This is a genomic window from Aquipseudomonas guryensis (assembly GCF_014164785.1).
Taxonomy (GTDB): Bacteria; Pseudomonadota; Gammaproteobacteria; order Pseudomonadales; family Pseudomonadaceae; genus Aquipseudomonas; species Aquipseudomonas guryensis.
Map to the genome: position 1 here is coordinate 1,608,437 of NZ_JACJFN010000001.1, position 23,605 is coordinate 1,632,041.

Consider the following 23,605-nt stretch of genomic DNA (forward strand, 5'->3'; position numbering starts at 1 on the left):
AATTTAGGGGGCAATCCCGGTATTCTCAAGATGTTGCCGACAAATGTCCGTTTTTTGCACACGACCTGCCTATTTAGGCTTTCTCGCGGCAGCGCATGCAGTGTCGTAATTGGCTTGTGCGCGGGGGCTGGGCTCACCTCTGGGCGGCTGTTGTTGCAGCCTTGTTCAGGGCACTTCCCGAGTTGAACGGGCTTGGCTCCTATGGAGCCTTGCGCCCAGTCGTGGGCTAACTCTGAACGTCGAGCTGGTAGAGCCGCTCGACAGGTTGGCCGGCACATTGGGTGCCATAGGTACTGCCATAGACCAGCACGTGGTAGCTTCCGGCAGTGGTAGGAGCCCCTTGAATCACCCCCTGCTTTTCTCTTTCCATATGGGTCAACTCCAGTCCCTCGGGCAGAGGCTTATCGGGAGCCACCAGCAGCTTGCTGAGGGGCGTGCTGGCGTTGAGCACACGATACGGCACTCCCACTGTTGCAGCGGGAAGCGCCTTCGGCATGATCTCCGGGTCAGGCCTCATGGCGCAGCCGACAATCACATTGCCAAACAGCAGAACCTCGCAACCTGCCAGCAGCACCGTGAGTCCAGCGATAAGGAGTGCCTTAAGCTTCATGTTGTTCCTTTTGCCACAGTGGCGTTCATGGATGTCAGCAAACACGGCTTGTTGCAGGTGTGGGCTTAGCTATTTTCTTACAGGCATGAAAAAGCCGCGCGGTGCGCGGCTTTGAAGGTGGTGGGCCCACACGGACTCGAACCGTGGACCAAAGGATTATGAGTTGCCTAGAAACGCTGCAAGCCCAGTGAAATCGGGCGTAGCTTAGCGCAGGTACAGTTAGCTGAAAGTAGCGCCGTAGAGAGGGTTGAGCGTAATTTAGCGAAATCTGTAAAAGCTGGGCACTGTACCGCCAGTGTACTGTTTTTTGTACCGCGAAACGGTCAGGTTTTGCTTTTCCATCGGGCTATGACCGCGCAGGTGCTTTTGATCGTGTTGCGGATCAGGCGTTGACGCGACAGCCCTCGATCAGTCCCAATCTGGAACTGATCGAGGCTCAGATTGGGAGTCGCTTGAGAGGAGGCAGCATGTTGTTACCGGGAGCCGCAGAGCTGGAAATGACCCACAGCCAATGCTTGGAACTATTGGAGAGCGTCGAGGACACGATTGATTTTTTCGTCTCGGGTCTGACCTATCTGATTCATGCGGAAAGCCAGAAAGCCCAGCCGGATCTGCAATTGATCGCGCAGTGGGAGGCAATGGACAGCGAAGCCTTTGATCTGCAGTACAGGCTACCGGGGGCAACCGTAGAGACCTATCAGCAGGTGCTGGAAACCTACCGCCAACGCAGTCGCGAACTGCGTCTGGTGGTGGATCGCTATATGGCCGCGTAGCGTCGGTTCTTGGGCTGAACAGCCTATTCGCTTTGATTTCTCCGTTAGTTCGGTATACGTTACATTTCATATAATTTGTTGCGTATACAGAACATGGACTATTCACTCATCACGCTGCGCCTTGGCGAGCAGCTTCGGCAGCGCCGTCTGAATCGCGGACTGACTCAGGCCGCGCTCGCTTCCCTGGCCGGCATCACCCGGCAAAAGGTTATTGCCATCGAGAAGGGCGACCTCTCGGTGGGGATGATGGCCTATGCACGAGTGCTGGCAGCCCTCGACTCTGAGCTCAATGTGGTGCCGGCAGCCATGCCCACTCTGGACGAAATCCACGGAGTATTCGACTGATGACGGCCGTGCTGCAGGTTGCAACGCCAGAGGGCGACAGCGGGAAGATTCTTACCAGCGCCGGAGACTATCTGTTCCGCTACCACGAGGACGCCGAGGCGCAGGCGGCGATCAGTTTGCTCATGCCGGTGCGCCTGGACGAATACCGCCACCGGGAGCTGCACCCAATCTTCCAGATGAACCTGCCGGAAGGCTACGTCCTGGAGCAGTTGCGCAACCGTCTGGCCAAGGTGGCAAACGTTGACCCAATGTTGCTGTTAGCACTGTCCGGCAGCAGTTCGCCTATCGGGCGAGTGGCGGTCAGCTCGCCGGAAGTCGATGCGCTGTTGCGGCGACAGCAGTTCCCCGGAGAAAGGCTGGACGAGATCCTCGCTTGGGACGGTGCAGAAGATATTTTTGCCGGCCTGGTGGATCGCTACATCCTGCGCGCCGGTATATCTGGCGTGCAGCCCAAAGTACTGGTGCCTGAGCATCAGGATTCCGCGCCACAGCGCGTCACCTCGAAAACCTCTGACCTGATTATCAAGAGCGGTCGGGATGAGTTTCCGGGGTTGGCGATAAACGAGTTCCTTTGCATGTCCGTGGCCAGGGAGGCGGGAATTGCGGTGCCGGAGTTCTACCTCTCCGCCAACGCCAAGCTGTTCGTTATGCGCCGCTTCGACCGGGATAAGCAGCTCAACCCCATCGGTTTCGAGGACATGGCGGCATTGATGGGGCTGGCTGCGGAGCAGAAATACAGCAAGAGCTATTCGGCCATTGCCAAGGCCATCCGACTGTTCTGCCCGCCCGAGCAGGTGCAGAGCTCACTGGCGCAGCTATTTGCCATAGTGACCTTGAGCTGCATCGTCGGTAATGGCGACGCCCATCTGAAGAACTTCGGGTTGTTGTATTCCGACCCTACTCAGCGCGATGCGCGACTCGCACCGGCCTACGATATCGTCAACACCACGGCCTATATTCCAGAGGACGTATTGGCGCTGGATCTTGTGGGCAATAAGTCGCTATTTGCGTCGCGGCAGGGGCTGCTGGACTTCGCTCAAGTCTGTGATGTGGCGCGGCCAGAAGAAGTGATCCGCGAGCAGTTGCAAGCGCTGGAACGGGTGCTGGCTCGCTCAACTGAACTGGGCGAGCAGGCACCGCATGTGGTCGCGGCAATCAGACATTGTGCTGGCCCGTTTATGAAAACCTTTGGCTAGCGTGCTGACAATTCAGTTGATTATGAGTTGCCCTGAAACGCTGCAATCCCAGTGAAATCGTGCGTAGCTTCGTGCGGGTACAATGAGCTTTAAGTTAGTGTTCAATCTAGGGTGACGTGAAAATTTTAAGTGCGACATCATACTCGTTTGTCGTGCCCGCCCAGTCCTCTATCAATTGGTACGCCTGTATTGCTTCTGCAGGTGCAGCCTGTCCTCGTGCCATAGAATTAACGAAGCTGCTCCTTGAAAAAGATTGGCCCGCCACAATCCAGATTTCCTTTTTGCACTGGAGTGACTTCCTTCTACTACAGATCAAGTTCCATACATCCTTTGAAGTTGAACCGTCGGTTGATGGTGGGTGTGAAACAACTCCATTGAAAAGCCTATATCGTGTCGCAAGGGCATATCCAGATCCGGCGCTCGGCCATGTGTCATTCCATATGCCAAAATTACCAGGAAGGTGTGTGTCATTATTGGAGATAAGGTAATGAATGTTTTTGATAGCCTGGCTACCAACTTCAGCTAGAGCACCTGCTGAGGCACTGGGTTTAGCTGTTTTTCCGCATTTTATATGGACAAAGCAGAGTTTGTCTGGCGAAGACAATATAAAGTCACAGGGCTCTGTATTCATGTCGACACAAACCACCAAGTCACATCCTGGAATGTACCTGGCAAATTCGCCAAGATCAGAGAACAATACATTTGGGTTGCCGCTGTTTCTTAGAAGGTCTAGCTTGTAAAATATTGAGTCTCGATCAAACTCTCCTGGAGTGGTGTTTATGTAATTACCATGTCCGTCCGAGACGCCCTTCTCCTTCAGGCTTGTACCGTTTAAGGCTGGTACATCAAATAACACCGATCCTGCCCAAGACTCCTCGATACTTATGCCCTGCTCATAAGGCAGGGAGAGGCGGTAAAAACCTCCAGGAAGATAAGTGGTTCCGTCCTGGAAAAGAATTTTTATTCTTTGATGGGTGTTTATATACTCAACTATATCTTCAAAATCGGGGACTCCAATCGATCCTCCGGCTAAAGCAACGGAGAACTCGGTCCGTTCAGCGGCGTAGTTAAGTTCTAACTCTATCGTATCGCCATCTATTGAAAATACAAATATAGGCCATCCGTCAATGTAATGAAAGTCTGGAGAAATAAAGCCATTGCGAACCGGTACAGATTGTTCTAGATCGGAGAAGTCCAAAATTATCGATGCTGGATTGCAGTTGGGCAGGTCGGTGCTAGGTTGGGCATATGACTTTATTAACCTCCCTACGCTCCCGCCTCTGCGCATTTGACTGGCAACGGTGTCCACCCATTCAGATAAGTCGCGAAGGGTGAAGTTGCTCTCTTTTTGGTCGGCAATACGCCCTGATCTTGTCCCGACATAAAAGCTATTGCATTTACTTCCGTCTCTCCCGAAGTTATCAAATCTTAGCATCGAGAGAGCATATTTTGAGTTGCGCTGGGTTGCTTGAGCATTTCCTAAGTCAGTTCCCTTTTGCGCAACCATTTCAGGTCTTTGGGTTGCACTCCCAACAGCCCTTGCGTGAGTTTCTTTTATAAGCCTGTCTGGGGTAATAGCAGCTAGAGCAGTAAGCTTTCCGATGTCTAGTGATGCACCAAGGCCATAAGAAGACTGATTGTAATATCTGCCGCCGCCGCTATCATAAATAGCCACGCAATCATCTGCGTCTTTTATTACAATGACGTCTAGCTTAGGTTCAAAGAACAATTTTTCTGAGAAAAAACGTGAGCTTTTGAACGAGACATAAATTATCAAAGATAAATCCATTACATCTCGATATTCTTTTACTAGGGCTCCTTTGCCATGTAACTCCCAGTAAAGTTTATCCATGAGCAAAGGAAGAGAGAAGTCTTCGTTTTTCTGTATAAAACAAACTGACGCCATTGGGATGTTGATATCCTCAAGTGGGGATATTTCTGCCAAATCTAGGCGTTTTCTAAATCTCCCGCCAAAGTAACTATACTGAGGAAATCCATTCAAGAAACCTTCTATGAGATAGCTGGTGCTTAGTGACCTAATAAAATCCCTCGCTCCCCCATCGTGCGATATGTAATTATCAAACGCTAAATATCCTTTCCACATTCCCTCGTTGGAGCCGCCGGCCATGTCGATGACTATTGGCGCGGAGCCATCAAATTTTCTTACTACCCGACCTATGGATTGAACAAGTTCGCGACCACTACCTAGTGCGTACGTAAGTACTAGTAGCTTAGCTTCTGGTATATCTATGCCTTCATCAAGTTTATGCTGGTGAATAATGATGCGGGAGTCTTTAACCTTTAAGGCAAGGGCAACGCTTTGAAATTTAAGATTTTGCCCTGGATTTTCAACTTTGTCGTGGATGCTTACAGTTACGAATTCCTGAGAGAATATGTCATGATACGAAAGTACGTCCGCCAGGCTTTTGCACTTAACTATGCACTTAAGGTTCGGGTGTTTGTTTAGGAATCCGCTAACTACCGAAAGCAAATCCTCTCTCTGCTCCTGATAAAATTCGGGCTCAACTATGACGCCATCATTGCAGGCTTGACGAAATGTATATACGAAGTATTTTTCGGTATTAATGTTGAGTTCGAATAGATCGTTTCTGTATGGCGTTGCCGTTACAACTACCTTCACTGCTTTGCTTTGGCGAATAATCTCTCGCCATACCGGGGATGGCTCGGAGTGCCCCTCATCAACGATGATTAAGTCGAAACTAGCCTGAACCTCAGTCAGAGAGCTATCATCAAGTGTAGATAGCTTTTGAAAAGTTGTAATATAGATTCCGCAGCCTTGATTAAAGTTGTTGTCCCTATAGGTGGCCTTAAGCTCTATTTCGCTATCATTAAGGGTCTTGCGGAAAAACTTCTTAGAGATCTCTCGGTGCAGCTGAGATTTAACTGCTTTTCTATGGCAGACCACAAGAACTCTAGATTCATCGCAAAGATGAGAGATAAGGGTTATGACGCCAGTTTTGCCTGCACCTGTAGGCAGGTTGACTAGAAAAGATCTTTCTGTAGATTCCGCCTTCCTATAATCAACAAATGACTCTAGCGCGGAGCGCTGACAGCCCCTTAGGCCTTCCGTATTTTTATTTAAATAATCAATAATCCTTTGAGCCATATATCCCTCTAGGTGCTTTTTTCCATGCGTTGGAAGTGTCTTCGAATCCCATAGAAATGGTTTTAGAAATCAAGGTGCTGTTTAGCAATGTGTAGAATTGTATTAATAACAAGCGATGGAAAATTGGCAGATTAATTTTTCTGTGCAGCTACTCCTCATCGAAATAGTCGCTATCCAACTTCGGCAGTTTGAGCAGACGTGAAGTTACACCAACCTCGTGATCCATCATCAGGTTGACCAGTCGGTTGCCGTCTACCAGCACCATGCCTTCCACCGAACGAGAAAAGTCGATTGCCTGGGCTGTATAGCCTGAGGTGGTGATAAACACGCCGCGCTTGGCCTTCTGCCCTGCAAGAGCGCCATAGAAGGCCTGCAGCTCTGGCCTGCCAACTGTTCCCTGCCAGCGTTTGGCCTGGACGTAGACTTTTTCCAGGCCGAGTTTGTCGAGAGAGATCACTCCGTCGATACCGCCATCACCGCTGCCGCCGACGCGCTGCAGATCGTTGCGGCTAGCGCCGTAGCCAAGGCTGTGCAACACATCCAGCACGATGACTTCAAAGCGGTTGGGGCTTACTTGCAGAAGGTTATCCAGCAGATCTGTAGCCGTTGCCTCGCGTAGCTCACGTAGAGCCTGTTCCAGGCGGTCGTCAGGGCTAATGGTGGCTGAGCTGATTGCGGGCGCAGGCTGTTCTTGTTCGTCGAGTGGCACAGCATCAGTCGGGGTCTTGAGTTTTACATTCATAAAGCCAATGGCGAGCTGTTCGACCTTATCCGCAGTCAGAGGGGCGGGGTGCTGGACGGCATAGGTAATGCCTGCGTCAGTCAGCTTCCAGTACCCACGCTTGGCGCTGCTGGACAGGCCGGCGCGCTTGAGGCGGTCATGGGCCCAGCCTGCACGGTTCTTGTACGTGGCCTGGCCGCTGGCAATAAGCTCTTGGCGCTGTGCTTCCGACAGGTTCAGCGCATCAGCAGCGGCCTCATGGGCGTCACGCGCTGTCGCGCCTTCGGGCGTGGCGGCCAGGTAGCGCAGGATCGGCTCAATAAACTGGTCGTAGGTAGGGACGGGCATTGCGACTCCAGGCGCAGGGTTGATGTTAGGGCCGCGTGCTAAAGGCTCTGCATGGTTTTGCATTTGGGGAAGGTTGAGCAGCCCCAGAATTGTTGGCCGACATTGGCCCCTGTTTTACGGGTGCGAATAACCAGGGCGCTACCGCATTTGGGGCATTGCCGCTCGGCTGTCGGATCACTACGGCGCTTGAGGTTATGTACATGCTCGCGGTGGGTAGCGAGCGTCGGTGCGCGGCGGCCGGATTGCAGGGCGTGCAACATGGCGTCGACTTCCGCAGCGCTAAATAGCGGCTGCTGGAATGACTTGATATAGCGGATAAAGCCGATGCCCTGGGTCACGTTGGCCGGTACTTCGGTTTTAAAAGTGCTGCCGCCGACAAAGGTGATGACCGAGTGCAGGTGCTCGGGGTTAACGCCAAGGGTGGCTTCCAGTGCTTTGAGGTGCTTGTAGTTCTGCCGCAGCGGGTTCTGGAATTTGAACGTGCGTTTGTAGAGCTTCTGCGTCCACTGTGGCTGCTTTTCGCTACCGAAGATCCAACCGCTCATGTTCTTCGTTTCAAGCACGAAGATGCCGTAAGGCGAGAGGAATACATGGTCGATCTGTGTGGTGCCGTCTGGCGTGTTCAGCGTGACGTTGTGCAGGCGGCGGTAGGTCTGCTTATCCAGCTGCCAATGGGCAAACAGCTGCACCAGGAGTTCGCCAATCTGGCCCTTGGCCCAGGGCGACTTGAGCAGGCCGATCAGCAGTGCAGCCGGGATAAACCAGCTCAACATGCTCAAGAGCTGCGCGACGATGGGTGTGAAGTCCATTTCTTAACCTTCAGCAATCCTGAGTTAACCGGATAGTACCGAAAGTAGACGTAACTGGACGAAAGAATTCGATGGCGTTTCTAGGGCTGGAGGCATACCGATATGGTTTCGCCGCATCTCGTAAAACGCGGTCTACCTCGGCAGTGTCGGTTAGATCAGGAACTCAAACGCGGAGAGTAGTTTTACGGTTTCGGGGAGTTTTTGCTGCAGTAGTTTGTCGAGGTATTGCCGCGCAGTATGTGGTGGGTTTTTCAGCGATGCTCGCTGCCGCTGCGCGGCTTCGAGAACAGCTGCTTTGTCGAGATCCCAAAGGTCAGCAATAAAGTCATCAGGGTGCACAGGTTCAATATCAAACGTATCGAGGACGTCTTTGGGGAAGTCCTTAAGGTTGAACGTCACGATGACTGAGGCGTTGCACTTAATTGCCGCTGCAAGTACATGGCGATCATCAACGTCAGGGAGGTTAAGCCCCTCAATCAGTGGGGCGTAATCAACCACCAGAGCATCCGGCACAGCCCTATCCATCAACGAGGACGTTCGGTCCAATTGTTCGGCGGTTAGCTCCGGCCGATTGATTAGAAGATTTCGCTTCCACTCGTCATGAACCTGAGCTGACCAGCGTGCTCGGTATACGCCAGTCAGTGCCAGGTGCATCAAAAAATCGCGCAGCGGTGCCGGGTAGAGAACATTCGCATCATAGAAAGCGGTGAACGGTGAATGCCTCATTCGTACCCCATCCCTAGCTCCTGGGCTTGTGCCGCTAGTTCATCCATAGCAACGCGGCTCGCGTGATCACGCTGTTCCTTGTAAGCCATCAGATCAGCGAACTTGATCCTACGATGCCGGCCGGTTTTGGTGTGTGGCAACGCACCTTGATCCAGCAGTTTCACTAGATGTGGCCGCGAAACGTTGAGCATATCCGCACCTTCCTGGGTAGTCAGCTCGGCATGAATAGGGACGACCCTGACGGCATTACCAAGGGCGAGTTCGCTCAGGATTTCGCCGAGCAAGCGGAGGGCGAACGTAGGCAGCTCGACGACTTCGCGCTGCTGCGTTTCGTCAATCAGCTCAATGCGCTGGGTCTCAAGCTTGGTGGTGAGGAATGCAGCTAACTGGCGGCTTGACTCCACAGCCGCAGCGATTTCTTTCTCATCGGGAAGAACGGTGCGAGTGAGGTCGGCGGTGGTCATGGCTATCTCCAAAAGCTGTGCATTCAATTGTCATCGTGGTTGCTGTTCGGCACCCACAGATAACCTTATATTCGAAATAAACGAAAATCGCAATAAACGAAACGGCTTGGCGTGGAATGATGGCTCCCTTTGAGCGGGTTTCGTCGCCACCAAAATCGCCGATGTGGTGTGAGCCTTGGAGACAATTTTGGCCTTCTGGCATCAAAGGCAGGTGACATGCTGGTAGCGGTACGTCCACCGTCCATGGACTGTGGACGGTTTGCTGGCTGGACAGCTCACCTGTCAATGCGTCGCAGCTCATGCGCTAAGGGGCGGGCTAGGGTAGGTGTTTGCGCGGCGGCTGTTTGAAGGCTTGCTGACTTACAGCCCGAATTAATTTATCGCCGCGCATTCACCCAATGTGTTGCAAACGGGTGACAGCCATACATCCCGCCCGGATGAGCATATCTAGCGCTTCTGAGTAGGAAGGGTTTCTTTGAGGATAAAAGTTGTTAACTTGTAGTTATGAATAGGTCTTGCTGGGCGGTTGACGTTTTCTCATCGGAGTCACCTGCCTCAGGCCCTACGGCCAGGCGTATGACTTCAAGGTCAGCCTTGATTTCATCGAAACTCAGATCCTCGGCTGCTCGAGCGATCAAAGTCTGGGATGCCCCGATTACAAAACGATCTCCGGTGGAGATTCGCATGCCAGCAGCTTGTAGTCTGGATGCCAAGGCATCGACTGTCTGACGGACATCCTGGATTACTGGTGACTGCTGAAGCGCAAACTCCTTTTTACGGCATACGAGAATTGCGTCAAGGCTAATGGGATCCTTAGCCGCAGTTTTGGGGCTCGCAGCTCGTAGCTCGGCATGGACAGGGTGAACCGCCACGACGGCCATCCCAGCCTTGTTTATAGCCTCGTATATTGCAGCCCAGCCCTCTGCGCGCGAGTGGTGGAAGCTGAAAGCTAGAACACCATCATCCTTTAGTACGCGGCACGCCTCGGTAAATACAGAAGCAAGTTGACGTGCGAATACGCGCGGATCTTTGTGTTGCACTTCACCTTCGTCAGACGAGTCCTCGCGTGCCATCCACGGATAGCGGTGACGCAGCACGGGCGAGAGCCAGGCGAAGAAAAAATCGCTTAGCTCCGAGTAGTGAACGAAATCAAAGTAGGGCGGGTCGGTCACAACCGCATCGACCGATCTGGATGGAACCGGCAACTTCGAGCTATCACCGTTAAGTATCAGCAGGCCGTGATCTGCCGCTTCTAGCTCCGCCCATGTATCGACGCGACGTGCACGGATCGGATGGCTAGCAACAATCTTGTGCGAACCAGTGCGATTACCATCAGAGTCGTATCCAAGGGCGATTTCGAACGGCTCATCGAGATAGCGTTTGGCGCGCAAAAGTCGCGATTCAAAAAGTGTGCGAAACGTACCACTGCTCTTGTCAGTACCCCATACAGAATTTTCCAGCGGTGTGCGCTCAGGCTTCAAGATATGGTTCGAGAACATGTGCCGAACTGCCCCGGTGCCCTCGCCCTTGAAACTGCAAAACTGATTGTTGAACTCCAAGGTGCTGGAGAACAAACACAGCATCTGCTCCTGTACAACTTCGTCGTCGATGCACAAAATTTCACGCAGCAGAAGCCCAAGACACAGCAGTTGGCGAGCATTGAAGAAGTCACGCCACTTTGTGTAGTTGTAGCCCCGTGCCTGGTCGGTGTTATGACCTGGTCTAACAGATGTTTCTGGTAGCAGCAGCGATTCACTATCAAGCCGCTTCTTAGCTTCCTCGTAGAGCGCCAAGTCCTCATTACGGACCGGTAGATAGACCTTAGTGCCGTCAGCGCGCAGCGCCATCATCGCGTACATGCGATGTGTGGGCGGGGTACCATCCCTGGGAATCATCTCCTTGATACGATAGCGCTGGCCTCCCTTGGCGGTTACGTACTGGCCTGCTGCTGGGCCATCCTGTGGGTTGAACTGGTGGTTACAGTGCAGGCATCGAAGATCGACAGCGTCGTAGCGATCCTCCAGCACGTTCCAGCAGCTAGGACACACGATCTGTGCCCGTGGCTTCTTCTTCGGATAGGCGTCTTGAGAGAAGACATATCGAGAAAGCAGTGGAATCACTTCACCTTCTGGTGTCGTGACGGTCTTGACCCAGAAGTAGTAAAGCACCTGGATCAGGTCACCCGTCAGAGGGTCGCGTGTCTGGTAGTACCGTTGAATCTCCGGTGCCACATTCCGCTCCAGCCGTTCGAAGGCGGAGCGAAGCTGTGCCTCTGATACGGGTGTAAACGCCTGGCGAACGAGAAACGTGCTGACTGGGTTTATGTCGCATCCTATAGCCTTGGATCCGAGCTTGACCGCTTCGCCAAGCGTCGTCCCACTGCCCATGAATGGATCCAGCACTACCTTACCGGCTAGGTCGTGCGTCTTGTAAAACTGCGCCCAGATGTCAGTACCCGGCTGACTCAAAGCCCCGAGCGTAATGCCACGGAAAACCGACCCGAGACGGGTCGCCCACCACTTGTGGATGTGATAGATAGGCCGATTGATCTCTTTTCGCCAGCTTTCCTGCTCAGCGACTTGGCTGATCTCAACCAGCGGAAAGTCGCACTCTAAAGCGGTTGCGGCTGTTGCAGGAGCAAGACCAATCTTGTCGGTGATGGAGTTCATTCTTCTTCCAGCCTGCTCTCGTCGGGCTGTACCGTAGTGCCGGTCATTGAAACAGCTTTGGTAGTCTGATCCTTGAGCCGATATGCCACAAATCGGTGCTCGGTACCTGCGCGCGGGTTGGGCACGCGCTCTGCGCGCAGTTCATTCGTGCGTAGGTCAAAGTTGTAGCCAACCACCAGCGTCTCAGCTTCGGTGCGTGTGAGGTTTCCTACCACCTGGTACCGCTCATCATTCCCGAAGTTTTCCGGCAGGATAAGAGTCATCAGGCCCGTGGTGCCTTCGGTCAACGCGAAGGGCGTCGGAGCAACATACATCTTCCGGTCTCGGATCATGATGTCACCGTATGTGCCAAAGCCCTTCACGCTTTTATTTTTGTGGACATAGTCATGATCAGCGTTAAGGAAGTCTCCGTGGCACACCACAAGGTCAACGACAGGGTACTGCTTGCGGCCATTGCCCTGCTCTTCATAACCAGATAGGTCGGCGGGATAGCGTCCGAATACGTAGAAAATTTGACGGCCGTTGTGGTAGCCAGTTGGTACTTGGCTGTTTGAGTCGTAATCGCGCTCGCGTCCTGGCCATGCCAGGCCCTTAATTTCATAACCTTCGGTGTATTCCACCAGGCTGAAATCAGGGTAGGTGTTGCGGCCGGAACCCTCGAAGTGCATTTCCAGGCTCTGGAGACGCTTCTGAAACCAATTCTGGAAGTGGAACTCCTTGTCCTTCGCCGAGACTGACTCGATTAGCTCACCGGCTTGGACTGCCTGAACGCATTTCTCGAACACGTCAAACGCGGTTGTCTTCTGGGTCATGTTATTCCTTAAATGAGTGCGCCATGCGCCACGACATCGCACATAGCCAGGCGATTTCTGCTCTATTTGTTCCAAAATGATTTCAGAGGTTTTCCGCCAACTCCCATTCTTCACTCGACTGGACGCGGTTCCTAACCCTTAGCGAAAAAGCATCGGCCATCTTAACAGCCGGAACGCTCAAACCCCAGGGTGGCAAGGGCCATTAGGCTGGTCGACAGGTCGTCGCCGCTGTTGGTCTAGCGCTTGATGATGTGTACCGCTCGCAGCCAGTTTCCCGAATGGAGGCATCACATTACGACGGGGTCTTTAGGGCGCGCGTCTTCACAGGATTACTAACGCATAGGGACCTTTGATGGCTCTTCGGGTTAGCTCAAACTATCCAATGAGGCGGAACCTCGATCCCGAAATTTTTAGCCACTGTCTTTAATGCGGCCACTATCTCTGTATGCCTTGCGTAGTCGGCTGTGCCCCACTGAGCCCGGCGCTCAAGTAGAGATTTCAGCTCATCGAGATTGTACATTCCCAACCGATGAAAATTGCCCCAGCTCGGTATTCCAAAAAGGTTATAGATCACAGTGGTTGCATCACGCTCGCTGGCTAGCCGCTTGCTGCCAGTTAGCTTTGTTGCCGCGCTTTCGGCGTCGTCACGGTCGTCATAGACGTTCAGTAGCTTCATACAGATAGAGTGTCTTTCTAGCAAATTAGAAGGTTCAGTGTGGTGCTGGAACCGTGTCAAGGTCATTGTCTGCAAGTGTTCTTTAGGGGGCAAAGGCTTACCGCACGATGCTGTCGGTTCGGTTCTCTGCGCTAAGATTTTCGCGTACGCGAAAATAGCTGTGTGACTGATTGGTCATATTTTTTCGCGTCCGCGAAAATCTCAGATGCATGATACCCATGTTCTGAGCCGAGACCGCCCCTCCTTGTTTCAGACCGCACCTTCCGAGCGCAGGTCTTCTAGCGTTTGGTTGTACAGCTCGTCGATGTGCTGTGAAAACTCACCTGGCCCCATACGGGCAAGGCCAGAAAGATAGTCTTCGCCTTCGGGGGTAGCTTTTTCAGCGGGCCAGGTGGCGCTCACATGGGCGGCCGTGTGGCGAAGCTCGGCAATGTTGCGCTGCTCGGTGGAGGCACATGGCAGGGACTCCAAGGCGGCTGCGATGGCCAGCAGCTTGACCTTGTAGCGCTCTATCGACTCATCAGCAGTCTCTCCTGGCACGACGATGAATGACATCAGCTCATTCTCTTCATTGGTTGCAAGCCAGAGCGTCCGATTCAGCTCGTCCCTTTCTGCAAACCGCTCTTGGTACTCGATTAGCAGCCGGGTAAAGAGGTGATCCTTCTCTTCCTGGGCCATTGGTTCTCCCCCTTGAATGTTGACCAGCAGGCGTATGCCTGCGGCTAGGCTATCTGCCAAGTTTATTTTCGCGTCCGCGAAAAATCATAAATATGCGCAAGATTTTCGCGGACGCGAAAATTTGATCAGTCCGCATATGGTTCTCCACTTGTAAGCAGATGTCAGTGGCATGCCTAGTAGTTATGTCAGGATTGCCGCTCGCCGACCTATCCTGCACTAGTAAATTTCCTCATCTTTGATGTGTAGGCAGATGCGATACAAAAAGAATACAAAAGGAATGCAGGAAGGATGCGTGGGGATGCAGAAAGAATACAGAAAAGATGCAGAGCTAATACAGATATAAAGCGCTTTCAGGGTGTGCCAAAGAAGCTTAAGTTTTAGAAGCGTCATTGTGTGGTTGTTTCATGTACTTCCCCTGGCATCCTTTTTTCCAAGTTTGGTGGAAGTAATTTATATTTGCTGTTTAACTGCTGTGCGAGATTGGTTTTTATGGGTAATTAATTATGAATGCTTACGCTAAATTACTAATAAGGTGTTTGGGTAGTGGTCTGGTCTTTACGGCTTTGGTAGGCCATCAAGCGGCCAGCGCTGGGATACCTGTTATAGATGGAGTGTCCAATGGCATGCGAGTTGCGGAGTTTGCGCAAACCGTTGTGCAGTGGGGAAAGGAAATTGCCGAAATGCAGGCCCAATATGAACAGCTGGTTCAGCAACACCAGCAGATGCAGGATACGCATAACAGCATGAATGGCAGTCGTGGTATGGGCAGTTTGTCTAGAAGCGATTACGAATATCTAGCGGGTGAGTGGCAATCTGTAATGGGGGAGGCAGATTACAGCGCAGTACTTGATGTGGCGCAGATTTTTGGGGCGGAAGAAACTGGATTGTCAATGGATGGTGACGCTATGCGCGTGTATCAGGATTCACAGCGTCAGAACGCTTTGAGCCTGTCGCTGAGCGAAGATGGGTACAACCAAGTCAGTGCCAGGTTTAGGTCGTTGAACGAGCTGTTGGAAAAAGTAAATGGTGCTGTGGAACTTAAGGATATCCAGGATTTGCAAGCCAGAATACAGGGCGAGCAAATGCTACTGCAGAACGAGCAGAACAAAATTGCGCTATTGGCACAGTTGCATTCTGGCCAGCGCGAGGTGCTGGATCAGCAATCCAGAGAAGTTGCAATTAAAACCGGTGGGTTTGTTAAGCGTGAGGGCTGGTAAGTATGAAAGGAATTATGCTTTTAGCAATGGCGTCTTTGTTGCTCATGGGCTGCAACGAGGGCGCTCCGTATGTTGATAATCCATCAAAAATCATTTTGGATGGAAAGGCATACACTCAGCAAGAATACCTGAGGCGGTTTTGTACAGAGGCGCCTGGTGATCCTGAATGCTTAAAAGTATCCGCAGCCATGGGCAGGGATTCTGCTGAATTCGTCAAGCGTAAAGGATGGTAGCGAAATGGACGATGCCGAATTTGGATTTTTTAATCGAATATTCTCTGAGCTAGATACTGCTCTGGTGGTATATGTCAGTGACGTCGTCGCTGGTGTAATAGGTTCGCTTGGGTCCGTGACTGCGCAGTTGTTAGTACTCTATTTCATTATTCATGGATTCATGATGATGCGAGGAATGATTGAAGAACCGGTTACGGACTTTGCATGGAGGGTGGTGCGGCTTTCCATCATCACTGGAATCGCTCTGAACGTAGGCTATTACAATAGTGCTGTAGTCGACTTTATTTGGCGTTTCCCCGAGGCACTTGCAGCGCTCGTCGTTCAAGGGGCGGCTGGTTCGGGATCTGCGTCATACCTCGATAGCCTAATGTCGCAGATGTATTCGCTAGGCACTGCGTTCTGGGCCAAAGGTACTGCTTCGACTATCCCGCATGTCGGATTGATTCTTTGTGCTATTGCGGTTTGGGTTGTTGGTTTGGCTCTGACGGTTTACGCAGCATTTCTCTTGTGTTTGTCTAAATTTATGTTGGCCATTTTACTTGCCCTGGGGCCGATATTTATAGTTTTGCTGATGTTCGATTCAACGAAACGATTTTTTGAGAGCTGGCTGGGGCAGGCGCTAAATTATGGTTTTGTAGTTGTACTTGCAGGTGCGTGTATAAAGCTAGTTATGGCTGTGCTTGAAATGTATCTTCTGGAAGGTGGCGCGGCAATAAGGCTTGATCCGCAAGTAAGTGACATTGTGCCAGCAGCAGCTATTTGTGCTATCGGATCGCTCCTGCTTGCACAGGTTAACTCTGTTGCGTCTGCTTTAGGTGGTGGTGTTGCGATTACTACTTTAGGTGCTGCGGGCGCAGTTTATAGTAAGGCTAAAGGCGGAGTGGTTGGTGCAAAAGATATTGCTTCAGGGAAAACTCTGTCTGATATGCGCGCCGCTCGGCGTCAAAAGGAAAGTAATGCAAGGTGGGCAAGCCAAAATCCAGGTAAAACTGCAAGAGCTGCCGGTATTCCTATGGCGGCATATAGGCAGTTAACTGCGTCGCGTTTTAATAGGGTGTCACGGAGCTAGGTGGAATATGGTCTTGCCTGCGTTTTTCGTCGCTTTAGCGGTAACCTTCTTAGTGGCTGCTCTGGCGCGTAAAAGCATCAGTTTTTTTCGTGCTGCACTGAGTGCTGAAAGAATAGCTGCACAAACAGCGAATTGTTTTCTGCTGAGTATTTGCTTGCTTGTAACGTGGATAGCCGTCTTGCAGGCTTGTGTTGACGTGGTCAAGGGGGATTCGTTAAGCGAACTGCTGAGTGTTTTTGCATTCTATGTTGCGTTGGCTTTTCTCTTGTTTAACAAGCTTCGACGCCCCAATGAGACTAGACCGATCTAACTTCGAGTTGCGTCGGTTGTGAATTACTTGAAAGCTCTCATTTTCGAGGGCTTTTTTGTTGCTCCTGCCAAAGATCATAAGCAGCTTGCTGGGCTATCCAATGGCCGGCTCTGCCCAGGCCCGCTAATTCGAGCTGTGCAGCGAGTTCGTTGCTTACTGGAGCTTGGCACAGCATGACTGCTGAAAGTGATCTGGGAGGGCACCCCATGCGTTTAGCCAGGCTTGCCGCTGTTAGTCCCAGTGCTGGAAGTATGTCTTCCCGTAAGGATTCGCCGGGGTGTGGCGGGTTGTGCATGGGCATATGAACTCCTGCATAGATTGTGCGCATCGCGGCGTACGCAAGGTGAGTAGCCATGCCTCCCCGGAGCTATTCATTGGGTAAGGCTGCGGCCAAGTCCAGCCTTTAAGCCTTTCAAATGTGCCATCGCTACTTCGTTGGCTGCCATAGGTCTGGCTGGCACAGCTACCTGATCACGCTTTTGGCGGTCTTTGGCTGGCTGCTTATGGGTCGGACAAAACTGACCTTTCTCATAGCGCTTCAGCAGTCCAAAAAGCCATCGGATGGGTGTCGTACGGATGACCCCTCCTTGTGACAATGCACCTGCCAACTCGTCCAGTAGTGCTTGGGCGTCCTCGATTGGTATTGCTGATAGAGCCTTGTCTACTGCTGGTCTGTCGCTGGCGGATATCCCCACGGGGTACTCCAGGACAGCATGAGCGGGTGATTGCACACCTTCAAACGGCTTTGTAGTAGTAGTTCTTTTTTCTCTTAGTACTTGTTTTGTATCTGTACTTAGTAGCGTCGGGTCTTCCGAAGACGGAGGCACCGTATTCGGGTTTTCCGTTTCTGGTTCCACCACGTACGGAAAACCCGAACGTGGTTGTGTAGGTGCTGGGAGGGTAGGGGTATCGGAGACCTCCCACAGCGTGCTGCTGAATCGGCCGTGTGTACCTCGCTCTCGCGTGATAAGCAGATAGCCGGCGTTCTCTAGTTCTTTTGCTCGGGCTCTGGTCGCGTCGCGGCCGCAAGACTTTTGCTTAGCAAGATGGCAAAGGCGCAGTCTGAAATCATCTGGCAGCGAGAGTATGTAAACCAGAAGGCCAAGGGCTCCCCATGAGATACGGCTATCGCGTATCAAATCATTAGGCAGGGTAGTAAAGTCCCTTCGGACTTTGCGCTTGATAATAACAGTGTCAGACATGCACTTAGGCCCTGATGCCGCTTGCTGCAGTAGAGAGCTCTAAAGCGTCTTGAACTTGTAGAGTCCTAAAGTAAACGCGACGGCCTATACGAACCATTGTCGGTTTTAGTTTTCTCGATAGGTCAGTGTCCGAGTAAAGCGAGACGCGCAGGCCGTCCGCTGATCGGTTGAGCAGTTCAGCAATGTTTGCAAGGCTCATTAATGGGCCGAAGCGTGAGAGAAGATATTCTTCCGTAGACATTGGCGCACCTTCAGTAGTTGGGCGTAGGTGGCCGTATTTTTATCTTTTACAGATATATGTCAAATCGCTGATTGGCTGTTTTATTTGATGTTTTTAGTTTGATTAATTGATGTTGTTAAGTTGATTTATCAATATTGCATATATTGATGTTTGTGTGATTTATTTTTCCTTTGCGGGTCATATGCTTATCCTCTGGCGGGGTTTAGGCATGAATTTATTTTGAGTTTTTTGAAAATAACTGACTGACAGCAGGCAGTCCTGGATGAGTAAGGCTTTTTAGTAGAGGTGCGATTCAGTTAGGTGGACGTGTCCGCCTAGCTGGAGCGTGCCAAGTCTGCGTGCAGGGGGCTAAGGCTCGCGTACCAGTCTGTCCAGCTTGCTTACAAGATCTTCCGCACGGAGGTGCGTGTAGCGCTTGAGCATCTGCATCGACTTGTGGCCGCTGATGGCGGACACCTCCTGGTCGGATAGGCCGCCCTCGACCAATCGGCTTACAGCCTCATGGCGCAGATCGTGGAAGCGAAGATCAGGCATACCCAGCTTGGTTTTCAGCAAACCCCAGGTCTTGGTGAAGGCGTAGGGGCTGCGTTTGCCGTTTTTGCCCGGTTCGCCAAAGAACACCAGGTCACAGTCAATCGGGCGTATTGGGTTGTTCAGCGCTGCCTGGAAGGTCTCAGTGGCCCATTTGCTGAGTGGGACGGTGCGTGCGCTGTCATTCTTGGTGTCGGAGAGGCGCACCACGCGCTTTTTCATATCGACCTGATGCCGGCGCAGGGATGTGATCTCAGATGAGCGCATGCCGGTTTCCAAGGCGATGCGGACGATCCAGCCAAGCATGGGGTTGCTGTGATTATTGACGGCTGTCAGCAGGCGACGTTCTTCTTCTGCAGACAAGCGCCGGTCTCGGCCCTCGCCGGGGCTTGGTTTGCGAATGTTCAGCACTGGATTGAAGCTGAGGCCCAGGCCCCATTCTTGGATGGCCACGGTAAACAGGTGGCTGAGCAGGGCTAGCTCCAGGCGCACGGTGTTGTTGCTGGTGGGCTTGCCGCGATTGGTGATTGAGGCCAGGCGGGTGTCGCGGTAGCTGGCGATGATTTCAGCGGAGAGGGCAGCCATGGAGTATTTGCCCAGGTGGCTGATCAGCTGTTGGGCCTTGGTGGCTTCGGCGCGCTGGGTGGTCGGCTTCTTGGTCGGAGTGATTTCGCTGAGGTAGCGTTTCAGTGCCATTTCCAAGGTCATGCGCTCGGAGCCGCTGCGCTGGATGTATACGCCCCTGACCATTTCGTCTTCGGTACGGCGTGCCCAGTCTTCGGCATCACGCTTGGTGCGGAAGGTTTTGGTATTGGTCGGCCAGCCGGTTTTGCGTACCAGGGCCTTCCAGGTGCCGGCATCCGTTTTGACGATGGTGGCCATTTTTTCCTACTCCAAAAGCGTACCGCTGTACCGGCACTGTACTGAATTTGTACCTTTGGACTATAGGACTGGTCTATCTGTTTTTGCTGCAGGCATGAAAAAGCCGCGCAGTGCGCGGCTTTAAAGGTGGTGGGCCCACACGGACTCGAACCGTGGACCAAAGGATTATGAGTCCTCTGCTCTAACCAACTGAGCTATAGGCCCCCAGAAGGACGGCGGATTATACCGGCGCCTTTTCGCTGCTGCCAATCGGCAAGGGGCCGAGGAAGTTGTTGGCGAAGGACTCGGCCGAGAGTGGACGGCTGACCACATAGCCCTGGATCTGTTCGCAGCCTTCGCTGGTGAGGAAGATTTCCTGGGCCTTGGTTTCCACGCCCTCGGCGATCACGGTCATCTGCAGGCTGCGGCCGAGGGCGATGATGGCGCGGGTGATGGCAGCGTCGTCCGGGTCGCCGGGCAGGCCGCGGACGAAGGATTTGTCGATCTTCAGGATGTCCAGCGGCAGGCGCTTGAGGTAGCTGAGCGAGGAGTAGCCGGTGCCGAAGTCGTCGATGGCCAGTTGCAGGCCCAGGCTCTTCAGTTCGTGCAGCACGCCCAGCGCTTCCTCGGCCTGGGTCATGATGAAACCTTCGGTGATCTCAAGTTGCAGGTAGCAGGCGTCCAGACCGAAGTCGCTGAGTGTGTTGGCAATACGTTCGGCCAGCTGCGGTTGGCTGAGCTGGCTGCCGGACAGATTGACCGAGAGCGGGCCGAAGGGCGCGTGCTGGCTTTGCCATGCGCGCATCTGCCGACAGGCTTCCTGGAGTACCCAGTCGCCGATCTGCAGGATCATCCCGGTTTCTTCGGCCAGGGGGATGAAGCGATCGGGCGGGATGTCGCCGAATACCGGATGACTCCAGCGGATCAGTGCTTCGGCGCCAACCAGGTTGCCGCTGTGCAGGCACATTTTCGGTTGGTAGTGCAGGCGCAGTTCGTCACGCTCGATAGCGCGGCGCAGTTCGTGCTCTAGGGTCATGCGCTCGTTGGCCTGGAAGGTCAGGTTGCGCGTATAGAGTTCGATGCGGTTGCGGCCCTTGGCTTTGGCGCTGTACATGGCCGCATCGGCATTCTTCACCAGGGTGGCGACGTCACGGCCGTCGATGGGGAACAGGCTGATACCAATGCTGGCGCTGATGAAAAACTCGTGGGTGTCGGCCTGGAAAGGCGCGCTGAAGCAGCTCAGCAGTTTGCTGGCGACACGCTCGGCGTCCTTCGCCTGCTGCAGGCCGGGCAGCAGGACGATGAATTCGTCGCCGCCGAGGCGCGCCACGGTATCGATATCGCGCAGTTGTTCGCGCAGGCGCAGGGCGATGCTTTTCAGCAGGGCGTCGCCGACCGGGTGGCCGAGGCTGTCATTGATGTGTTTGAAACGATCCAGGTCAAGAAACAGCACGGCGCCTTGGTGATTGTCGGCGAGCGCATCATCGAGCGCTGCGGCCAGCCGGGTTTCGAAGAGTAGGCGGTTGGGCAGGCCGGTGAGTGGGTCGTGATGCGCCTGGTGATCAAGTCGGGCCTGGGCATGCTTGAGTGTGCTGATGTCGGCAAATACGCCAACGAAATGGGTGATGTTACCGGCCTGGTTGCGTACGGCGCTGATGGTCAGCCACTCCGGATACAGCTCGCCATTCTTGCGCTTGTTCCAGATTTCGCCCTGCCAGTGGCCTTCGGCTGCCAGATGGTGCCACATGGCGGCATAAAAGGCGCTGTCATGCTGGCCAGAGGCGAGCAGGCGCGGCGATTGACCAAGGGCTTCGGCCTCGCTGTAACCGGTAATGATGCTGAAGGCGCGGTTGACCGCAGTGATGTTCTGCTCGGTGTCGGTGATCATCACGCCTTCGGCAGTGTTCTCGAACACGGTCGCGGCCTGGTGCAGGTGCTCCTGCATCTGCTGGCGCTCGGTGATATCGCGGGCCATGGTCAGCATGCAGGGGGTTTCGTTGATCAGCAGTGGCTGGGCGGATAGCTCGGCGAGGCGCAACAGGCCATCGCGGGTGCGTATCCAGGCCAACAAATCTCTGGCTTGGCCATGGGTACGAACCTGTTCGATCAGGCGTTCCCGATCAGCAGGCGAACTCCAGATAGCTAGTTCCAAGGTCGTCCGGCCGATGGCCTCATGATTGTCATAGCCGGTGATGCGGGTGAAGCCTTCGTTGGCTTCGAGGATACGGCCATCCTGCAGGCGAGTGATCAGCATGCCGTCTGGAGTGGCATGAAACGCCTTGGCGAACTTCTCTTCGGAGGCCTGCAGTTGCTGCTGGGTGCGTTTCAGTTCGGTAATGTCACGCACGGCGACTACCAGCGCCTGGCTGCCATCGAGCAGCACGGGCTGAGCCGAAATCAGGCCGATGAAGAGTTCGCCGTTGCGCCGCCGGAAGGGCATTTCGAGGTTGTTCAGGACTTCTTCTTGCAGGCGGGTGAGCAGCTGTGAGCCGACGCCGGGCACGCCCCAGATGTCGAGTTGGGTGGCGGTCTTGCCGATGGCTTCGCTGGCGCTGATACCGAGCTGCTGTTCGAAGGTTTGGTTGAGATCCAGCAAGACCCCATCGCTGCGTCGAGCGATGACCAAGATGTCCGGGCAGTTATGGAAGACCGAGACGAATTTCTGTTCCGACAGCTGCTGCGCGTGCTCGGCGTGCTTGGCTTCGCTGATGTCGATCATCAGTCCACGCAGGACCAGTTTGCTGCCCAGCTGGATGGGCGTGACGATGTCGCGAATCCACACCACCCGCCCATCGGCCGACAGCATGCGATAGTCCAGGCTGTGGTCGCGACCGGCCTGGCTTTCACTGATGCAGTAGTTGAGCGCCTTTTCGGCATCGTCCGGGTGCAGGGTACGTTGCCAGAAACCGGGCTCCAGCCAGTCGTCCAGCGGGTAGCCCAGCAGGCGCTCGGCGTGCGGTGATACATAGGTAAAGCAGTAATCCTCCATGCGCATCTCCCAGGCGATGGCATTGAGGCTTTCGACCAGGCCGCGATAATGCTGCTCACTGCTGCGTAGCTGCAGTTCCAGGGCTTGCCGGCCCTGGATTTCCTGGCTCAGGCGGCGGTTGATACGTAGCACGGCGGCGAGAATCAACAGCACCACGAGCAGTGCTGGGAGGCCATAGAGCAAGGCTTGTCGCCAGCTTTGCCGGCCATCCAGTACGCCACCAACCCAGGGCTTTTGCAGGGCCTCGATTTCCTCTGCAGTGAGTTCGGCGAACAGCTTGTCGAGGATGCCGATCAATACCGCGTTGCTGTGCGGGGCGGCCATGGCCAGTTGATAGCGGTAGGGGGTTTCACCGCTGACATACAGGCCTTCGAGCTTGAACTGACGCATGCTCCAGACGCTGGAGGCGAGGTCGCCAATCAGGGCGTCGGCCTGGCCGGTGGCGACGGCTTGCAGGCCCGCGTTGACGCTGGGAAGCGGTAGCAGGTTCAGGTCCGGGTGACGCGTGCGCAGCAGTTCGTGCGGGGCGTAGTCCTTGACCACGGCAATCTTGAGGCCGTACAGCTGCTTCAGGGTGCGCGGTTGCGGGCCATCTTGGTGGGCGATGATGACGATGGGGAAGTCGAGGTAAGGGCGGGTGAAGGCGAGATCCTTCTGTCTTTCAGGGGTGGACATCACGCCGGGGAGCAAATCCAGCTGGCCGCTCTTGGCGCTGGCCATCACCTCGCTCCAGCTGCTTGGCTCCACGGGCTGCATGGCGATATGCAGGCGTTGCTCAATCAGCTCGACATAGCTGGCGCTGAGCCCCTGATAGCGGCCTTGCTCGTCACGAAATTCGAAGGGTGGCCAGGAGGCATCAACGCCCAGGCGCACCTGCGGATGGTTGGCCAGCCAGGTCTGTTCGTCTGGGCTGAGGGTGAGCGCATACACCGGGACTGCCCAGGACGCCAGACACAACAGGAGAATGGCCAGCAGACGTGACATGCAGGCAGCTTCCG

General features: G+C 53.8%; 20 protein-coding genes and 1 tRNA gene. 6 read left to right on the top strand and 15 right to left on the bottom strand.

Going from position 1 to position 23,605, the window contains the following annotated elements; genetic code table 11:
* Positions 1-226: 226 nt before the first annotated feature.
* Positions 227-610, bottom strand: a complete 384-nt coding sequence (locus H3H45_RS07255; protein ID WP_182833023.1) for a hypothetical protein — start codon at positions 608-610, stop codon at positions 227-229.
* A 497-nt stretch (positions 611-1,107) separates the two neighbouring features.
* Between H3H45_RS07255 and H3H45_RS07260 the strand changes: the two genes are divergently transcribed.
* The 3 genes from H3H45_RS07260 (at position 1,108) to H3H45_RS07270 (ending at position 2,924) form a co-directional block, all read left to right on the top strand.
* Positions 1,108-1,383: a hypothetical protein gene (locus H3H45_RS07260; protein WP_182833024.1), complete on the top strand. Its 276-nt coding sequence runs from the start codon at positions 1,108-1,110 to the stop codon at positions 1,381-1,383.
* 93 nt (positions 1,384-1,476) lie between these two features.
* Positions 1,477-1,728 (top strand): helix-turn-helix transcriptional regulator, encoded by a 252-nt coding sequence (locus tag H3H45_RS07265; protein ID WP_182833025.1) that lies wholly within the window; start codon positions 1,477-1,479, stop codon positions 1,726-1,728.
* Complete coding sequence (locus H3H45_RS07270; RefSeq protein ID WP_182833026.1) at positions 1,728-2,924, top strand: type II toxin-antitoxin system HipA family toxin; 1,197 nt, start codon at positions 1,728-1,730, stop codon at positions 2,922-2,924. The genes H3H45_RS07265 and H3H45_RS07270 overlap by 1 nt, the downstream gene beginning before the upstream one ends.
* A gap of 106 nt (positions 2,925-3,030) precedes the next feature.
* On the opposite strand, the gene H3H45_RS07275 is transcribed toward H3H45_RS07270, so the two are convergent.
* The 9 genes from H3H45_RS07275 to H3H45_RS07315 all read right to left on the bottom strand — a co-directional run bounded on the left by H3H45_RS07275 (position 3,031) and on the right by H3H45_RS07315 (position 13,954).
* Complete coding sequence (locus tag H3H45_RS07275; protein WP_182833027.1) at positions 3,031-6,051, bottom strand: DEAD/DEAH box helicase; 3,021 nt, start codon at positions 6,049-6,051, stop codon at positions 3,031-3,033.
* 148 nt (positions 6,052-6,199) lie between these two features.
* Positions 6,200-7,120, bottom strand: coding sequence for a restriction endonuclease (locus tag H3H45_RS07280; protein WP_182833028.1), 921 nt, complete (start codon positions 7,118-7,120; stop codon positions 6,200-6,202).
* Positions 7,121-7,158: 38 nt separating this feature from the next.
* Positions 7,159-7,929 (bottom strand): nuclease-related domain-containing protein, encoded by a 771-nt coding sequence (locus H3H45_RS07285; RefSeq protein ID WP_182833029.1) that lies wholly within the window; start codon positions 7,927-7,929, stop codon positions 7,159-7,161.
* A 150-nt stretch (positions 7,930-8,079) separates the two neighbouring features.
* Entirely contained in the window at positions 8,080-8,655 is a 576-nt protein-coding gene (locus H3H45_RS07290; protein ID WP_182833030.1) for a PIN domain-containing protein, read from the bottom strand.
* Positions 8,652-9,119 carry a helix-turn-helix domain-containing protein gene (locus H3H45_RS07295; protein WP_182833031.1) on the bottom strand — a complete coding sequence of 156 codons (468 nt, stop codon included), beginning with the start codon at positions 9,117-9,119 and terminating at the stop codon, positions 8,652-8,654. The genes H3H45_RS07290 and H3H45_RS07295 overlap by 4 nt, the downstream gene beginning before the upstream one ends.
* Before the next feature lie 491 nt (positions 9,120-9,610).
* Complete coding sequence (locus tag H3H45_RS07300) at positions 9,611-11,788, bottom strand: DNA methyltransferase (protein WP_182833032.1); 2,178 nt, start codon at positions 11,786-11,788, stop codon at positions 9,611-9,613.
* A complete protein-coding gene (locus H3H45_RS07305) occupies positions 11,785-12,600 on the bottom strand; it encodes a hypothetical protein (RefSeq protein ID WP_182833033.1) in 816 nt (271 codons plus the stop codon). Before H3H45_RS07305 ends, H3H45_RS07300 begins: the two co-directional genes overlap by 4 nt.
* Positions 12,601-12,970: 370 nt before the next feature.
* Positions 12,971-13,276: a hypothetical protein gene (locus tag H3H45_RS07310; RefSeq protein WP_182833034.1), complete on the bottom strand. Its 306-nt coding sequence runs from the start codon at positions 13,274-13,276 to the stop codon at positions 12,971-12,973.
* A gap of 249 nt (positions 13,277-13,525) precedes the next feature.
* Positions 13,526-13,954, bottom strand: a complete 429-nt coding sequence (locus tag H3H45_RS07315; protein WP_182833035.1) for a hypothetical protein — start codon at positions 13,952-13,954, stop codon at positions 13,526-13,528.
* Positions 13,955-14,457: 503 nt separating this feature from the next.
* Between H3H45_RS07315 and H3H45_RS07320 the strand changes: the two genes are divergently transcribed.
* The 3 genes from H3H45_RS07320 (at position 14,458) to H3H45_RS07330 (ending at position 16,783) form a co-directional block, all read left to right on the top strand.
* On the top strand, positions 14,458-15,171 hold the full coding sequence (locus H3H45_RS07320) for a type IV secretion system protein (RefSeq protein WP_182833036.1): 714 nt from the start codon (positions 14,458-14,460) through the stop codon (positions 15,169-15,171).
* A gap of 237 nt (positions 15,172-15,408) precedes the next feature.
* Positions 15,409-16,473, top strand: coding sequence for a type IV secretion system protein (locus H3H45_RS07325; RefSeq protein ID WP_182833037.1), 1,065 nt, complete (start codon positions 15,409-15,411; stop codon positions 16,471-16,473).
* A 13-nt stretch (positions 16,474-16,486) separates the two neighbouring features.
* The gene (locus tag H3H45_RS07330) at positions 16,487-16,783 is read left to right on the top strand and encodes a hypothetical protein (protein ID WP_182833038.1); all 297 of its coding nucleotides are present in this window, start codon (positions 16,487-16,489) and stop codon (positions 16,781-16,783) included.
* Positions 16,784-16,820: 37 nt separating this feature from the next.
* Here H3H45_RS07330 and H3H45_RS07335 read toward each other — a convergent pair whose 3' ends face one another.
* The 5 genes from H3H45_RS07335 to H3H45_RS07355 form a co-directional block, all read right to left on the bottom strand.
* On the bottom strand, positions 16,821-17,138 hold the full coding sequence (locus H3H45_RS07335) for a HigA family addiction module antitoxin (protein ID WP_328822266.1): 318 nt from the start codon (positions 17,136-17,138) through the stop codon (positions 16,821-16,823).
* A 16-nt stretch (positions 17,139-17,154) separates the two neighbouring features.
* Positions 17,155-17,985, bottom strand: a complete 831-nt coding sequence (locus tag H3H45_RS07340) for a hypothetical protein (protein WP_182833040.1) — start codon at positions 17,983-17,985, stop codon at positions 17,155-17,157.
* 589 nt (positions 17,986-18,574) lie between these two features.
* Positions 18,575-19,639 carry a tyrosine-type recombinase/integrase gene (locus H3H45_RS07345; RefSeq protein WP_182833041.1) on the bottom strand — a complete coding sequence of 355 codons (1,065 nt, stop codon included), beginning with the start codon at positions 19,637-19,639 and terminating at the stop codon, positions 18,575-18,577.
* Between the two features lie 127 nt (positions 19,640-19,766).
* Positions 19,767-19,843, bottom strand: a tRNA-Ile gene (locus H3H45_RS07350).
* A gap of 16 nt (positions 19,844-19,859) precedes the next feature.
* Positions 19,860-23,591: a bifunctional diguanylate cyclase/phosphodiesterase gene (locus tag H3H45_RS07355; RefSeq protein ID WP_182833042.1), complete on the bottom strand. Its 3,732-nt coding sequence runs from the start codon at positions 23,589-23,591 to the stop codon at positions 19,860-19,862.
* Between the last annotated feature and the right edge of the window lie 14 nt (positions 23,592-23,605).